At 67.4% G+C, this 14887-nt stretch carries 15 protein-coding genes; 11 read left to right on the top strand and 4 right to left on the bottom strand.

All coding sequences use genetic code 11. The features are described from left to right. Window positions 1–54 precede the first annotated feature (54 nt). The 7 genes from WS62_RS08755 (at window position 55) to WS62_RS08725 (ending at window position 6753) form a co-directional block, all read left to right on the top strand. A complete protein-coding gene (locus tag WS62_RS08755; protein ID WP_156440912.1) occupies window positions 55–294 on the top strand; it encodes a hypothetical protein in 240 nt (79 codons plus the stop codon). A 63-nt stretch (window positions 295–357) separates the two neighbouring features. After that, window positions 358–1809 (top strand): M20 family metallopeptidase, encoded by a 1452-nt coding sequence (locus WS62_RS08750; protein WP_066570178.1) that lies wholly within the window; start codon window positions 358–360, stop codon window positions 1807–1809. A gap of 109 nt (window positions 1810–1918) precedes the next feature. Next, window positions 1919–2284, top strand: coding sequence for a TfoX/Sxy family protein (locus WS62_RS08745; protein WP_066570239.1), 366 nt, complete (start codon window positions 1919–1921; stop codon window positions 2282–2284). 494 nt (window positions 2285–2778) lie between these two features. After that, complete coding sequence (locus WS62_RS08740; RefSeq protein ID WP_066570238.1) at window positions 2779–3357, top strand: NnrU family protein; 579 nt, start codon at window positions 2779–2781, stop codon at window positions 3355–3357. Between the two features lie 470 nt (window positions 3358–3827). Beyond that, window positions 3828–6026, top strand: a complete 2199-nt coding sequence (locus WS62_RS08735; protein WP_066570175.1) for a hypothetical protein — start codon at window positions 3828–3830, stop codon at window positions 6024–6026. A gap of 297 nt (window positions 6027–6323) precedes the next feature. Next, entirely contained in the window at window positions 6324–6461 is a 138-nt protein-coding gene (locus WS62_RS37340) for a hypothetical protein (RefSeq protein WP_231748232.1), read from the top strand. A gap of 73 nt (window positions 6462–6534) precedes the next feature. Further along, complete coding sequence (locus tag WS62_RS08725) at window positions 6535–6753, top strand: DUF1653 domain-containing protein (RefSeq protein WP_066485065.1); 219 nt, start codon at window positions 6535–6537, stop codon at window positions 6751–6753. Between the two features lie 208 nt (window positions 6754–6961). Here WS62_RS08725 and WS62_RS08720 read toward each other — a convergent pair whose 3' ends face one another. The 3 genes from WS62_RS08720 to WS62_RS08715 form a co-directional block, all read right to left on the bottom strand. Then, window positions 6962–8173 (bottom strand): winged helix-turn-helix domain-containing protein, encoded by a 1212-nt coding sequence (locus WS62_RS08720; protein WP_066570171.1) that lies wholly within the window; start codon window positions 8171–8173, stop codon window positions 6962–6964. A gap of 138 nt (window positions 8174–8311) precedes the next feature. After that, entirely contained in the window at window positions 8312–8524 is a 213-nt protein-coding gene (locus WS62_RS39015; RefSeq protein ID WP_156440914.1) for a hypothetical protein, read from the bottom strand. Between the two features lie 54 nt (window positions 8525–8578). Then, window positions 8579–9976 (bottom strand): MFS transporter, encoded by a 1398-nt coding sequence (locus WS62_RS08715; protein ID WP_066570163.1) that lies wholly within the window; start codon window positions 9974–9976, stop codon window positions 8579–8581. A 185-nt stretch (window positions 9977–10161) separates the two neighbouring features. Between WS62_RS08715 and WS62_RS37960 the strand changes: the two genes are divergently transcribed. After that, the gene (locus WS62_RS37960; protein WP_231748231.1) at window positions 10162–10533 is read left to right on the top strand and encodes a hypothetical protein; all 372 of its coding nucleotides are present in this window, start codon (window positions 10162–10164) and stop codon (window positions 10531–10533) included. Further along, the gene (treA, locus tag WS62_RS08705; RefSeq protein ID WP_066570159.1) at window positions 10499–12211 is read left to right on the top strand and encodes an alpha,alpha-trehalase TreA; all 1713 of its coding nucleotides are present in this window, start codon (window positions 10499–10501) and stop codon (window positions 12209–12211) included. The genes WS62_RS37960 and treA overlap by 35 nt, the downstream gene beginning before the upstream one ends. Window positions 12212–12626: 415 nt before the next feature. Here the strand turns inward: treA and WS62_RS08700 are convergent, their stop codons facing one another. Then, window positions 12627–13517, bottom strand: coding sequence for a helix-turn-helix transcriptional regulator (locus WS62_RS08700; protein ID WP_066570236.1), 891 nt, complete (start codon window positions 13515–13517; stop codon window positions 12627–12629). A gap of 91 nt (window positions 13518–13608) precedes the next feature. Between WS62_RS08700 and WS62_RS37330 the strand changes: the two genes are divergently transcribed. Together WS62_RS37330 and WS62_RS08695 are read left to right on the top strand one after the other, a co-directional pair. Beyond that, the gene (locus WS62_RS37330; RefSeq protein WP_197422796.1) at window positions 13609–13866 is read left to right on the top strand and encodes a hypothetical protein; all 258 of its coding nucleotides are present in this window, start codon (window positions 13609–13611) and stop codon (window positions 13864–13866) included. 104 nt (window positions 13867–13970) lie between these two features. Then, window positions 13971–14795 carry an autoinducer binding domain-containing protein gene (locus WS62_RS08695; RefSeq protein ID WP_066570157.1) on the top strand — a complete coding sequence of 275 codons (825 nt, stop codon included), beginning with the start codon at window positions 13971–13973 and terminating at the stop codon, window positions 14793–14795. Window positions 14796–14887: the final 92 nt, after the last annotated feature.

Below are 14887 nucleotides of genomic sequence, written 5' to 3'. Positions count from 1 at the left end.
CGTTAGCGAGCGTCGGCACGCGAGCGGCTTGGCGGTCCGGAAGGTGCCGTCGCGATGGCGGCCGGCCTGGCCCGATTCGGCCCGGCGGCGATCGAGCGACGCAAGTCGAGTCGAGGCATTCGTCGTGCGATGCCGCCATGCGATCGACATCGAAAAACGCGCCGGACGGCGGTTCGATTCGACCTCGATGTCGATCTCGCTTTCATCCGAGTGACCGGCCCCTCGATCGGCGCGGAGAAACGATGTATCGAGTTGCATCGCACAACGCGCATCGCCTTTCCGATGCGTGCGTAACCGCCCGCATCGGCGCTATCATCGCCACTCCACTTCCGTTAGACAGTTCGCCTGTTCAGCGCCATGACCATCGCCACCGCTCCCGCCATCGACCACGACCGCCTCGCCGATTTCATCGAACGCAAATGGAACGACGAGATCCTGCATGCGTTGACCGACTACATCGCGGTGCCCGCGAAAAGCCCCGCGTTCGATCCCGACTGGGCGAAGCGCGGCTATCTCGAGCGCGTCGTCGTCGATGCCGCGCAGTGGTCCGAGCGGCAGCCGGTCACGGGTCTGAAGGTCGAGATCGTGCGGCTCGCCGGCCGCACGCCGGTGATCTTCTTCGAGACGCCTGCAACGCGCTCGGACAGCACCGACACGATCCTGCTGTACGGCCATCTCGACAAGCAGCCCGAATTCGACGGCTGGCGCGCTGACCTCGGCCCGTGGACGCCGAAGTTCGAGGGCGGCAAGCTGTACGGCCGCGGCGGCGCGGACGACGGCTATGCGATCTACGCGAGCCTCGCGGCGCTCGGCGCGCTCGACGCACAGGGCATCGGGCGGCCGCGCTGCGTCGGCCTCATCGAGACCAGCGAGGAATCGGGCAGCTACGATCTGCTGCCGTACGTCGACGCGCTGCGCGCGCGGCTCGGCGACGTGAGCCTCGTCGTGTGCCTCGATTCGGGCGCGGGCAATTACGATCAGCTGTGGCTCACGACGTCGCTGCGCGGACTCGTGTCGGGCGACTTGCAGGTCGAGGTGCTCGAGGAGGGCGTGCATTCGGGCGTGTACGGCGGGATCGCGCCATCGAGCTTCCGCGTGATGCGGCAGCTCTTCGAGCGGCTCGAGGACGCGGGGACCGGCAATCTGCTGCCATCGTCGTTCCACTGCGACGTGCCGGCGAGCCGCTTGCGCGAGACGGAAGCGGCCGCGTCGATTCTCGGCGACACCGTGTGGAAGGGGCTGCCGTGGGCGTGCGGGCAGGACGGCAAGCCGGTGCTGCCGACGACGACCGATCCGCGCGAGGCGCTTCTCAATTCGACATGGCGGCCGTCGCTGTCCGTCACGGGCGCGCAGGGGTTGCCCGCGCTCGAAAACGCGGGCAACGTGCTGCGGCCGCGCACCGCGTTCAAGCTGTCGCTGCGGCTGCCGCCGCTCGTCGACGCCGCGCAGGCGGTCCAGCAATTGAAGGCGCTGCTCGAGCTCGATCCGCCGTACAACGCGAAGGTCACGTTCAAGCCGGATGCGGGCGCGGCGACCGGCTGGAACGCGCCGGACGTCGCGCCGTGGCTCGGTGCGGCGCTCGACGATGCGTCGCGCCGGCACTTCGGCACCGACTGCGCATACATGGGCCTGGGCGGCACGATCCCGTTGATGAACGTGCTGCAGGAAGGTTTCCCGGCCGCGCAATTCATGGTGTGCGGGGTGCTCGGCCCGAAGTCGAACGCGCACGGGCCGAACGAGTTCCTGCACGTGCCGTACGCGAAGAAGCTGACGGCCGCGGTGGCCGACGTGATCGCCGCCGCGCGCTGATGCGCTTGCCGATTCGAACTTCCCCTGCGATGACGGCCGCGTTGCCGCATGTCTGCGGCGGCGCGGCTGCGGACGTGTGCTCGCGTGCGGCGCGGCGAGGCGGCATCCGATGAACTGGAAAGCGGAGAGGCTGCGCGCGGACGAACTGGCCGAGCGGCTCGCGGGTCTCGGGCCGATCGGCGTCGCGCGCTTCTTCAGCGGCGCGTCGCTCAGGCTCGACGGCGTGCTGTTCGGATTCGTTCACGAAGGATCGCTGTTCCTGCGCGTCGACGACGACAATCGCACGGCGTTCGAGCGCGCCGGCATGCAGCCGTTCTCGTATCCGGGGCGCACGCGGACGGTCGTCGTCGGCGGCTATTACGAGACGCCCGCCGACGTGCTCGAAGACGTCGGTACGTTGCGCGACTGGTGCCGCGACGCATATCGCGCGGCTGTCCGCGCGGGCGCGGGCGCGCGCCGCGCGAAGCGGAAGTAGCGCGGCGGCGTGCCGCAGCCGGGCGGCGCGCGTCGGCATTCGCAATGGTGTACGGTGTGTGCGATGGCGTGCCGGCGAAGCGGAAGGCAGAGGCAAAGAGAACGAGGTGATTGCGCGCGACCGCGTGCTACAGGCTTCGGTCGCTGCGCGCCGCGCTTCGGCGTGAGCGCGCGGGCCGAGAGGGACGGGTGCGTATTTGGCTCGTCGACATGGATAGGCGCGCGTGTCGATGCCGGTGCGGGCAGCGGCGGGATACATGATTGCACAGGCATCCCAATGCAAGCGCATCGCCCGATTGCATCGACGCGCGTGCCGTGCAAGCGTGTCGCCGAACCCGTATGCAGTCACGAAGAGTCACGAAGCAAGCGGTACTCGCATCGCGGAGAAGATAAACGCTGGCGCAGCCGATGCGCTCGACGCGAGGTGTACGATGCAAGGCCGCATCGTATGCCGATCCGGCCGACAACAAGATTTCCCCACCTGGAGACATGCTCATGCTCGTCCTGATTCTCGGTTTGTTGATCTTCCTGGGTACGCATTCGATTCGGATGGTCGCGGGCGATTGGCGTGCCGCGCAGATCGCGAGTCTCGGCGAGAAGCGCTGGAAGGGCATGTATGCACTCGCGTCGGTGGTCGGCTTCGTGCTGATCGTCTGGGGCTACGGGCTCGCGCGCGCGAACGCGGCGGCGCTGTGGTCTCCGCCGATCGGCGTCAGGCATCTGACGGGGCTCCTGACGGCGATCGCGTTCGTGCTGCTCGCGGCCGCCTACGTGCCGGGCACGCGGATCAAGGCGCTCGTCGGCCATCCGATGCTCGCGGGCGTGATGGTATGGGCGATCGCGCATCTGCTCGCGAACGGAACGCTGCACGCGGAGCTGCTGTTCGCCGCGTTCTTCGTGTGGGCGCTCGTCGACTTCATCGCGTCGCGTGCGCGCGATCGGCGCGACGGTATCCGCTATCCGGCAGGGTCGCTTGCGCGCGACGGCGCCGCGATCGGCGTGGGCCTCGTCGCGTGGGCGCTGTTCATGCTCGTGCTGCACGGCTGGCTGATCGGCGTGCGGCCGTTGGCGTGACCGCGCTGCGGCATCGCCGCGGCCCGCGCGATGCCGCAGCGATGCCGCGGATCGACAATCGATCGCGGATGGGTGCATCGCCGCATCACGAATCGGCCCGATCGAATCCCGATATATGACGACCGAATGGCAAAACGCTGAACATCGGAAAGCCGAGTGATTCCTATTTGAATGGCGCGAAATATAATTATTGATAGATTCGTGCCCGATAATCGAATGCTCGTCAACGAGCGATCGCAGTCAGGCGACCGGATGGCGCAAGGCTGAGCGCCGAACGGTCGCGCTGTCGAATCGAAATCTTGAGCAATCGAGGCTAAGGTATTGAAAATCGCCGCCGATAAGTGCCTCGGAGGCAATATGCGCCTCCTTGAAGTATCTCTTTATTTTCGTTTTTTTAATTCTCGCCAGCCGCATTTCAGGCGGCTACGTTTGCGTTCGAAGCTGCCCCCCACGCAGCGAAGGAGCGACGCATGAAATCGACCCGCACGCTGAACGCACTGTTAGCGGTGCTAACCGTATGGCCGCTGCTGCTCCGGCCGGCGGACGCAGGCGCACAGACCCAGCTCACTTACACGACGTCGTGGATCGGCAACACGTTCGGCTTCGGCGACGGCAAATGGGTGCAGCAGGATATCGAGGCGATCGCGGTCGCGGCCGACGGCACCGTTTACGCAAACGCGCCGTGGGACGAGAGCGGTGCGGAGGTCAGCGCGTACCGCGGCGGCGATCGCATCGCGGTGGCCGGATGGACCCACGGCTGGGGCAGCACGGGCGGCGATGCGATCGCGGTCAACGGCACCTATCTGTATGCGGCGATGTCGATCGGCAACGAAAACGGCTTGCTCGTCGGCGCCGACTATCCGCCGAAGGGGCAGACATGGTATGGCGTCACGCGCCGTCCGCTCACGAGCATCAAGATCGGTGCGCCGTTCGCGAGCGGCATCGGCAACAGCTGGAATCCGACGAAGAACAGCTTCTTGCGTGTGAACGTGTCGCCGATGGGCGTCGACGGCAGCGTGCGCGGCATCGCGGCGACCGACAAGGAACTATACGTCGCGAACACCGCGTCGAACCTGATCGTCGTCTACGACGCGAACACGATGCGTCAGCTACGCAGTTGGCGGGCGAACCAGCCGGGCCGCATCGCCGTCGACGCAGACGGCTCGCTGTGGGTGATCGAAGGCTATACCGCGGCGGTGGGCCGCGCGATCACGCATTACACGGCGTCGGGCGGCGCGTTGCCGTCGCTGGCCGCGCTGCCGCAGGGCGTGCTGCCTGCCGATCTCGCGATCTCGCCGTCGGGGCAGTTGCTGATCGCCGACAGCGGACCTTCGCAGCAGGTCTATGTCTATGCGAAGCCGGCCGGCGTGCCGGTGCTGTCGAGCATCCTCGGCACGCGCTCGGGGATCTTCCACGCCGTCAAGGGCACGCCCGGCGACTGGCGCTTCAACGGGCCGACGGGCATCGGCTTCGACCGCGGCGGCAACCTGTACGTATCGCAGAACGGCGTCGGACCGCGTGCGCCGGGTTCGACGCTGACGGGCGAAGGCGCGGTGCTCGAGAGCTACGTTTATGCGAGCCAGGCGCTGAACTGGCGACTCTACGGACTCCTGTTCGTCGACGGCGGCTCGATCGATCCCGACGAGCCGAGCCAGGTGTTCACCGGCTCGAAGCGCTTCGCGATCGACTACACGAAGCCGCCCGGCCAGGATTGGCGCTACGCGGCGTTCACGCTCGATCGCTTCGGCTACGCTGACGATCCCGCGTTCCATCTGCCGAAGGGCGTGCGCGGCGAGCCGATGCTGCGGCGAGTCGGCGGCCGCCGGCTGCTGTATGCGATCGACATGTATTCCCACTATCTGAGCATCTATCGCTTCGATACGGCGACGCAAGGGCAGATCGCGATTCCGGCCGGCCTGTTGTCGCAGAATCCGATTCCCGGCGCCTGGCCCGTCGGGCAGCCGGCGTACGGCGAATGGATGTGGCGCAACACGAACGGCGACGGCAAGGTCGACGCGAGCGAGATCGTCGCGAATCCGTCGACCGGCAACGCGATGCAGAACGGCTTCTGGTGGGTCGATTCGGCGGGCGACGTGTGGCTCGGCTCGCTCGTGAGCGGCATCCGCTGGCTGCCGTTCCAGGGCTTCGACGCTCACGGCGACCCGATCTACGACTACGCGAGCGCGCAGATGTTCGCGATGCCGGCGCCGTTCAACCGGATCGCGCGTGTGTCGTACCAGCCGGACAGCGACACGATGTACGTCGCGGGCTTCACGCCGGCGCTGCCGTACGATCCGGCGCACTGGAAGGAGCAGGGGCGCGTGCTCGCCCGCTACGACAACTGGCGCGCGGGCGCGCCCGAGTTGCGCTACGCGATCATGCTGCCGTGGGATATGAGCGCGAATCCGCAGCGCACGACGGTCGGCTTCGCGGTCGCGGGCAATTACATATTCGTCGTCGAGCTGTACACCGCGAAGATCGACGTCTACGACGCGCGCAGTGGCGATCTCGTCGGCTACATGACGCCGGGCGCCGCCGTCGGCGGCACGAGCGGCTGGGTCGATGTCTCTTTCGGGATCAGCGCGTTCCTGCGTCCGGGCGGCGAGTATGTCGTGCTCGTCGAGGACGATGCGCGCGCGAAGCTGCTGATGTATCGCTGGACGCCGTGATGCTGCGTCACGGCGTTGGTTGCGGGCGCCGTCCGGATCGAATGCGCGGGGCGGGGGGCGGGAGGCGGCGGAGGAGAGATGCGGCGCGAGCGGGTGCGGCGGTGTGGGGTGGCGCGCAAGATTCGCGTCGCGGTTATTTGGAGAAGGTATGCTCGCCCGCGAACCGCGAACCGCGAACCGCGAACCGCGAACCGCGAACCGCGAACCGCGAACCGCGAACCGCGAACCGCGAACCGCGAACCGCGAACCGCGAACCGCGAACCGCGAACCGCGAACCGCAAGCCGCAAGCCGTGTGCGTGGCGCTCGTCACGACCGACGCGCACGCGCTGTATCGCCCGGTCGGCTTCACGACGCCCGCGCATCCGGATCGCTGGATGGAGCTGCATCGGCGCGACGTCTACGCGCAGCCGCAGCCGCAGCCGGGCGCGCACTGAGCTCGGCCGCCCGCCGCCGCGCTCGGCGCGCCGCGCATACAATACGCGCTCACCGATTTTCATGGAGCGCACTATGACCGAGCAGGAAGCCGAACGAATCGCGACGCATCGCCATTACAAGGGCGGGCTGTATCGCGTGATCGGCGTCGCGCGGCATTCGGAGACGGAGGAGTCCCTCGTCGTCTACGAACAATTGTGGCCGAAGGAGCGCAGCCTTTGGGTGCGCCCCGAAGCGATGTTCAACGAAACGCTCGCCGACGGCGCGCCGCGTTTTCGCAAGCTGAGCGATTGACGCGCGCGGCGCGCGCCGATGGACACGCGCGCGCCGGCGAATCGGCGATGCCCGTCTGAGCGCGTCGCGGCTGTCTCTTTGATTGCCTCGGCGTCTTCTCGGTCGGCGCGATCAACGTGCGCGGGACGACGATCCTCGCGCTTCGGCGTCCCCGCGATGCTCGTCGCGGCGCGCCGCTCGCTCGTGATCGGCTTTCCGGCCCCGGACGTCAATCCGCACCGATCGCCCGCGCAATCTCCTTCGGCGCGTCGCCGACCTCGACGACGGGCGTCTCGTGCCAATCGGCAAGCTTGCGTACCGCGCGGCCGATGTCGACCGCGAGTCCCGCGCCGAGCCGCACACCCGGCTCGATGTGCACCGCCTTCAGCTCGAACATGCGTTGCGCGCGATGCGCCTTCGCGTCGACGCGGCCGACGAGCCGCCCGCGATGCAGGATCGGCAGGCAGAAGTAGCCGTAGCGGCGCTTGTGCGCGGGCGTGTAGCACTCGATCGTGTAATCGAAGCCGAACAGCGTCGATGCGCGCCGCCGGTCCCAGATGACGGGATCGAACGGCGACAGCAGCGTCGTGACTGTCGAGCGCAGCGCGCCGTCGCGTGCGGGGTCGACGAGCGGCGCGAGCTCGCGATGCACGAACGCGTCTTCCTTCCAGCCTTCGACCGTGACCGGCAGCAGCTCGCCCGCGTCGGCGAGCGCATGCAATTCGTCGCGATACGGGCGCTTCGGCAGCCGGTAATAATCGGCGATCCAGTCCGCGCGGACGATGCCGAGCGCGCGGCAGGTGTTGTCGACGAGGCGTGGCAGCACCGCTTCGCGCGGCGGCAGGTCGCGCGCGTCGTCCCAGTCCGGCAGCACGCGCTCGGCGACGTCGTAGACGCGCTGAAAGTTGCGCCGCTCGGCGACCATCAGATGCCCGGTCGAGAACAGCACTTCGAGGTGCCGCTTCTCGGGCTTCCAGTCCCACCAGCCGTTGCCCTTGCCGGCGCTGCGCGTGAAATCGGCGGAGCGCACGGGGCCGCTCGCTCGGACGTGCGCGAGCAGCTTGTCGATTTCCTTGCGATGCTTCGCATGCCATTCGGCCGCATATTTCCAGCCCATTCCGATCGGGTTGAGCATCTTGTGACGCATCAAGCCGAAATCCTCGATCGGCAGGAAGCACGCCTCGTGCGACCAGTATTCGAACAGCTTCGCGTCGGCGAGATGCTCGTCGAGCCATTGCGGCGCATATGGGCCGAGCCGGCTGAACAGCACGAGATACGGGCTGCGCGCGACGACGTGGATCGTGTCGATCTGCAGTTGCGCCATCCGGCGGACGGCGGCGAGCACATCGGCCTTGACGGCCTTGCGGCGAGGCGGCGTCAGCAGGCCCTGCGCGGCGAGGTGCAGCGCGCGGGCGGAGGCGATCGAGAGTGGGGCGGTCACGAGCGGCGCGAATGAGCAGACGGAAGCGGATGCGCCACTTTAGCGCGATTCCGCGCGGCGCGCCGTGCGCAGCGAAGCACTGCTGCGCGGGCGTCTGACAATCGTTGACAGAAGTCTCTCGGAAGTTTCCTTATAGTCTCATCGACACAAGCACTCTGCTTCCGACGCACGATATCTCAATGGCACGCAGGGAGCGAGTCCGGACGTCTCACCCCCGTCGAGACGGCCGGAGCAGTTCAAGCGGACATCCATGCGGCTTTCAGCCGGCCCCGAGTGGATGTCCGCCGATTTTTTTGGGACGCAGGAATTTCGGCATCCAAATTTCGAACGGCGGCGCGCGCATTCCTTCAGTACATCCCCCACCTTCAGCACCGATTCCCCGCACGTTCGGCACGCTCGACCGCTTCAACTGCGCTTGCCGCGCGCGACCTCGTCGCCTGCGTTCGGCGGCAGCCGCCGCGTGATCGGGATCGATGCGAACGAGCACAGCCCGACGACGACGAACGCCGGCCAGAAGTCCGACCAGACCATCGTCGGATGCCCTTGCGCCCAATGCGATACGTGCAGCACGAGCCCCGCGACAGTCACGCCGAGGCCGAGCGACATCTGCTGGACGACGCTGCCGAGGCTCGTCGCGCGGCCCGCGTCGCGCGCGGAGATCTCCGCGTAGATCATCGAATTGAGGCTCGTGAACTGCAGCGCGGGGAAAATGCCGCCGACGAGCACGATGAGCCAGATCGCGAGCACCGACATCCCCGGATGGAACACGCCGTACGCGGCGATCGCGAGCCCGGCGAACGCCGCGTTGTACATCAGCACCGTGCGAAAGCCGAAGCGCTTGAGCGTGCTCGGCGCGAGCACCCGCGTGAGCGCGCCGCCGACAGCCGACGCGCACGTGATCGCGCCGGAATGGAACGCGCTCATCCCGAGCCCTTCCTGCAGCGCGAGCGGCAGCAGGAACGGCACCGCGCCGAGGCCGATCCGGAACAGCGAGCCGCCGACGACGCTCGCGTGATACGTAGGAATGCGCAGGAATCTCAGATCGAGGACCGCCCGCTCGACGCGCCGCGCATACAGCACGTACATGCCGACGAGCGCCGCGCCCGTCACGCTCATCGCGAGCGCGGTGCCGCGCGACGTGAGCGCGCCGTCGAGCAGCGTGAGGCCCATCAGCAGCAGCGCGGCGCCCGCGGCGGAGAGAATGAAGCCGGACCAGTCGAGCGGGCCGGGGTCCGGCTCGTGCGTGTTCGCGATGTGCTTGTTCGCGAGATAAATGCCGAGGATGCCGATCGGCACGTTGATGAAGAAGATCAGCCGCCAGTGCAGGTACGTCGTGATGAAGCCGCCGAGGAGCGGCCCGGCGGCCGGTCCGAAGAGCGCGGGCACGCTCAGGTAGTTCATCGCGCGCACGAGCTCCGAGCGCGGCACCGCGCGGAAGATGATGATGCGGCCGACGGGCACCATCATCGCGCCGCCGACGCCTTGCACGAAGCGCGCGAACGTGAAGAGCTCGAGACTGTTCGACGCCGCGCACAGCAGCGAGCCCGCGACGAAGATGCCGATCGCGGTGCGGAACACGGTGCGCGCGCCGAAGCGGTCGGCGAGCCAGCCGCAGATCGGGATGAACACGCCGAGGCCGACGACGTAGCTCGTGATCGCGATGTTGAGCGTGACCGGATTCTGCCCGAAGTCGCGCGCCATCGCGGGCAGCGCCGTGACGATGATGTTGGCATCTACGCTCTCCATGAACAACGCGCAAGCGACGATCAGCGGTGCGATGAAGGCGTAGATAGCAGACGGCATGGCAACGACGCGCGATAAAGATGCCATTATTGCATCGATTGTTGCAGCATGCTTGCGCATGCAACGACGTGTTGCCGCCGCACGTCGCCGGTTGCGCGCGGTGTGCGTTTGCGCGGCTGATCGACTTCGAGGCGCGGCGGCAGCCCGTCGAGCGGCGGGGCGGCGACGTCGCCGGGCGGATCGTCGTGGCGCTGCTCGCGGCGTTCGGCAAGGACGGCGCGCGTCCGCTCGACACCCCGGTCGTCGCGGCGCACGACATGCTCGCGATCGTGAAGGGCATCGTCGACGTGCTGGCGAGCGCGCCGACGCCGACGCCGACGCCGACGCGGCCGCGCTCGAAGCGCGCGTGCTGTGCGCGGTGCACGGCTATTCGCGCGCAATGTGCGATGGACCGCTTGCGTGAGCGCCGGTTTTCGTGCGAATCTGCGCGGCGCGGCATCCGACAGACAAAAGCCGCGCCGCGCCGGGCACGCGTGACAGGAGACCTTATTGCCGTTCATCTCGAAAACGGGAGGAGGAGATATGGTCACGCCGCGGCATCGCCGGCTTCATGTTGAAAATCCGTTCTATCGTTGCCTGTTGAGCGCGCCCGCATGGGTTGCGCTCGTCGCCGCGGCCGGCATCGGCTGCACGAGTGCGACGCTCGCGCGCGCCGATTCGTCGCGCGTGCCGGCTTCGGCGGCCGCATCCACGGCGGCCGTCTCCACGGCGGCCGCATCCACGCCGAGTGTGGCGTCGATTCCGCCGCCGCCGAGCCAGCTATACGGCGATCTCTTTGTTGCAGTGCAAACCGCGCAGATCTTCGAAGACCAGAAGACCTTCGTCGATTCGACGCCGAACGCCGATCCCGCGACGATCGTCCAGCTGTACCAGCAGCAGAAGGGTCAGCCCGGCTTCTCGCTGAAGGCGTTCGTCGCGCAGTACTTCACGCCGCCGACCGATCAGTCGGTGACGCCGCCGCCGAGCCAGACGCTGCGCGAGCACATCGACTGGCTGTGGCCGAAGCTCACGCGCACGACGACGACCGTGCCGCCGTACAGCTCGCTGATTCCGCTGCCGAAACCGTACGTGGTGCCGGGCGGACGCTTCCGCGAGGGCTACTACTGGGATACGTATTTCACGATGCTCGGCTTGCAGGAGGCGGGCCGCGAGGATCTCGTCGACAACATGCTCGAGAACTTCGCATACCTGATCGACACCGTCGGCCACGTGCCGAACGGCAACCGCAGCTATTACGCGAGCCGCTCGCAGCCGCCGTTCTTCGCGTACATGGTGGCGCTCGCGGCGAAGGTCGAGGGCAATCGCGTCTATCAGAAGTACCTGCCCGCGCTGCGCAAGGAGTACGCATACTGGATGCAGGGCGAGAGTACGACGCCGCGCGGCTCGGCGACGCGCAACGTCGTCGCGATGCCGGACGGCGCGGTGCTGAACCGCTACTGGGATGCGAGCGACACGCCGCGCGACGAGTCGTATCTCGAGGACGTCAAGACCGCGCAACAGGCGAGCGGCAGGCCGTCGGCCGAAGTCTGGCGCGATTTGCGCGCGGCGGCCGAGAGCGGCTGGGACTTCAGCTCGCGCTGGTTCGGCGACAGCCGCACGCTCGCGACGATCCGCACGACCGCGATCGTGCCCGTCGACCTGAACAGCCTGATGTTCCATCTCGAGACGACGATCGTGAAGGGCTGTGCGGCGACGCGCGACTTTGCATGCGTCGCCGAGTTCGCCGGCCGCGCCGGCAAGCGCGCGGTCGCGATCAACCGCTATTTGTGGAACCGCAACGGCTACTACGGCGACTACGACTGGAAGCTCGGCAAGCCGCGCGACAACCTGTCGGCGGCGGCGCTGTATCCGCTGTTCGCGGGTGTCGCATGGCCGGAGCGCGCGAAGCAGACCGCGAAGAACGTGCAGAAGACGCTGCTCAAGCCGGGCGGGCTCGCGACGACGACCTACGACACGACGCAGCAATGGGACGCACCCAACGGCTGGGCGCCGCTGCATTGGATCGCGCTCGTCGGACTGCAGCAATATGGCGAGAAGGCGCTCGCGAACGACATCGGCACGCGTTTCCTTGCCGACGTGAAGGGCGTGTACGCGGCGCAGGGCAAGCTCGTCGAGAAGTACATCGTCGAGGGAACGGGCACGGGCGGCGGTGGCGGCGGCGAGTATCCGCTGCAGGACGGCTTCGGCTGGACCAACGGCGTGACGCTCAAGCTGCTCGATCTGTACGGCGGGTGACGCGCACACTCGGGCGGGGCGGACGCGAGCGGCGGCCGGCTCGCGTCCCGCCAGTTGGTTGCGTGTGCAACGATTGCGGCCGAGGTTCGGCTGCTGCCGGTGACGGTTGTTGATGGCCGTTCGACGCCGTGCGGCTCGGCGCGCGCTCGCACGGCGCGACGGCGGCGGCATGGGCGTCGCGTCGCCGTCGAGCGGAGATTGGCGCTTTGCGTTCGCGATCCGCGATTGCTGTTCGGCCTTCGACTATGGCCGCTTGATCGTGACCATCGCGACGACGTGACAACGTGACGACGTGACGACGTGACGACGTGACGACGTGACAACGTGACGACGTGACGACGTGACGACGTGACAACGCGACAACGCGACAACGCGACGCCGCGACGCCGCGTGCAAACATGCGCCAATACGCGCATCAGATCAATCCGCGCGCCGACGCGAAATAAGTCAACTGAATCCGGTTCGCGACGCCGAAGCGCTTGCGCAGCTTGCGCAGATGGTAGTCGACGTTGTGCGCGCTGGTGTCGAGCCGTCGGCCGATCTCCTTGTCGGATGCGCCTTCCGCGATGCCGACGAGCAGCTCGCGCTCGAACGGCGTGAGGCGCTCGGCCGCGCGCTCGCGCGACGACGCGATCAGTTGCGGCGCAGCGAACCGATGCACCGACAAGCCGAGCGACAGCACCTGCTCGAGCGTCGCGGACGAGATCCAGTCGCGCGAGCGCCGTGGCGCGGTGTAGCTCGCGAACGCATGCATCCGTGTGCCCGGCACGAGCATCGAATACATCACGCCGCTGCACATGTCATCGTCGTGCATCACGCGCAGAAAGCCGTCGAGTGCATCCGAGCCGCGCGCCGCGTGATCCCGCGCGAGCTGCCGCAGGTCCCAGACGACGGGCATGCCCAACGCGCGCGTGCCGAGCATCCGCGGATCGACGTCGTGATGGCGGCGGCGCACGTAATCGCCGCGATACGCGGCGGGCGTGAACGCTTCGTGCAGATACAGGCATTCGGCGTCGTCGCGCGAGAACTCGATCGCGAAATAGGCGAACGTCGCAAAGCCCATCAGCCGCAACAGGCTCGTCGCGATGCGGCCGCATTCGGCGGTGCCGCGCGCGCTCGCGAGCATCTCCGCGACGCCCAGGCGGGGCGCGAAGCGCGGCTCGGCATCGGCCGCGCACCTCGCGTGGCCGCACCAGACGACGTCGATCGTCTGCGCTTCGCGCGTCGTGCCGTCCGGATTCGAGCGCGGCACGGGGCGCGCGACGTCCGCGACGGCGGTGTCTTCCTGCACTGCAATGTCCGACATGACGAAAAACCTCGCGGCGGTAATCCGATGCCGTCCGACCGAGCGGCCGGACGCGATGTGCGATCGCAACTCGCATGCTTGTGGCGAGCGCGTGCGCAGCCTGCGCGTTTGCGACATGCGCGTTTGCGACATGCGCGTTTGCGACATGCGCGTTTGCGACATGCGCGTTCGCGACGTGCGCGTTCGCGACACAGGTGCGTCCAACATGCGGGTCGTCGATGCGCATGTCGCAAACGCGCACGTCGTCGCCACGCATGTTTGCGACCGACATCGAGACGACACGCGGCGCACGCTTGTCACGGGCGAAGGCATTGTACAAAGCGGCGCGCTTGCGCGTAATATCTTGTAATACTAACCGCGCTCGGCAGCGATACGAAAGCGCGGACCAAAGACCATTTGCTTGTCGGGGTTCCTGCGCAACAGCATCACGCACACAAGAAGCCGGCTTCCCCCATGACAATTGTCGACAGCGCGCCGCGCATCGAGTGGTTCTCGCATGCCGAGCTCGTCACGCCGCGCGGCGAATTTGCGCCGCGCGATGCACATCCTTCCGTCACGTCGTTCGCCGTGTCGCACGATTGGCCGCGTCGCGCGGCGTTCGACGTCGCGGACTGCGACGCGCGCCTGCGCGCAGCCGGCTTCACGACGCTCTGCTACGGCGCATTCGAGCTGATCGGTCAGCAGATGCTCGCCGCGTATCTGTTGCGCGATTTCGCGCCCGTATCGTTCGTGCGTGCGTACGTCGAAGGCCGATTGTTCGAGGCCGATCCGCGTTTCGCCGAATGGCGGCAGGGCGTGTCGCCGATCGCGTGGCGGATCGACGAGCTCGATGCGCATGTGCGCCGCGCCGGCGAGCGGCGCATGCTCGCGCTCGTGAATTCGTTGCGCGCGCATGCAATGCACAGCGGCGTGATCTTCTGCTGGCCGGTGCCGCATCTCGATCTGCGCGTCGCCGTGAGCCTCGCGTCGGAGGCGCACGACGCATGGCTCGACGATCGCGTGATCGGCTGCGCGCTCGCGCTCAGCCTCGACGTGCATCGCGCCGCGCAGCCGTACCTCGATGCGCGCGTCGGCGGAGCACGCGCGTTCGTGCTCGAGGACGACGAAGCAGCGGTGCTCGAGCGGCTCGTGCATGGCCTGTCCGATCAGGAAATCGCGAACGCGCTCAGCACGTCGCTGCATCGCGTCGGCGCGCAGATCCGCACGCTCGAAAAACGCTTCAACGCACGCAATCGCGCACAGCTTGCCTATCTCGCAGCGCGACGTTCGCGCGGATGACGAAACGCGCATCGGACGCGCGCCGGATGGCGCGACGCAACAAATTCGCACATCGTGTACAAAACTGCTTACAGGCGAATTAATTTTTCACT

The organism is Burkholderia sp. ABCPW 14, assembly GCF_001523835.1.
Lineage (GTDB): Bacteria > Pseudomonadota > Gammaproteobacteria > Burkholderiales > Burkholderiaceae > Burkholderia > Burkholderia mayonis.
Note: the sequence above shows the minus strand (reverse complement) of the source record. Positions and strands in the feature narration are given on the sequence as shown.

Coding starts and splice junctions, on each gene's coding strand:
- WS62_RS08700 (WP_066570236.1), bottom strand. CDS start 13,517: ATGTCGGACATTGCAGTGCAGGAAGACACCGCCGTCGCGGACGTCGCG.
- WS62_RS08735 (WP_066570175.1), top strand. CDS start 3,828: ATGAAATCGACCCGCACGCTGAACGCACTGTTAGCGGTGCTAACCGTA.
- WS62_RS08750 (WP_066570178.1), top strand. CDS start 358: ATGACCATCGCCACCGCTCCCGCCATCGACCACGACCGCCTCGCCGAT.
- WS62_RS08695 (WP_066570157.1), top strand. CDS start 13,971: ATGACAATTGTCGACAGCGCGCCGCGCATCGAGTGGTTCTCGCATGCC.
- WS62_RS08755 (WP_156440912.1), top strand. CDS start 55: ATGGCGGCCGGCCTGGCCCGATTCGGCCCGGCGGCGATCGAGCGACGC.
- treA (WP_066570159.1), top strand. CDS start 10,499: ATGGTCACGCCGCGGCATCGCCGGCTTCATGTTGAAAATCCGTTCTAT.
- WS62_RS08740 (WP_066570238.1), top strand. CDS start 2,779: ATGCTCGTCCTGATTCTCGGTTTGTTGATCTTCCTGGGTACGCATTCG.
- WS62_RS08715 (WP_066570163.1), bottom strand. CDS start 9,976: ATGCCGTCTGCTATCTACGCCTTCATCGCACCGCTGATCGTCGCTTGC.
- WS62_RS08725 (WP_066485065.1), top strand. CDS start 6,535: ATGACCGAGCAGGAAGCCGAACGAATCGCGACGCATCGCCATTACAAG.
- WS62_RS08745 (WP_066570239.1), top strand. CDS start 1,919: ATGAACTGGAAAGCGGAGAGGCTGCGCGCGGACGAACTGGCCGAGCGG.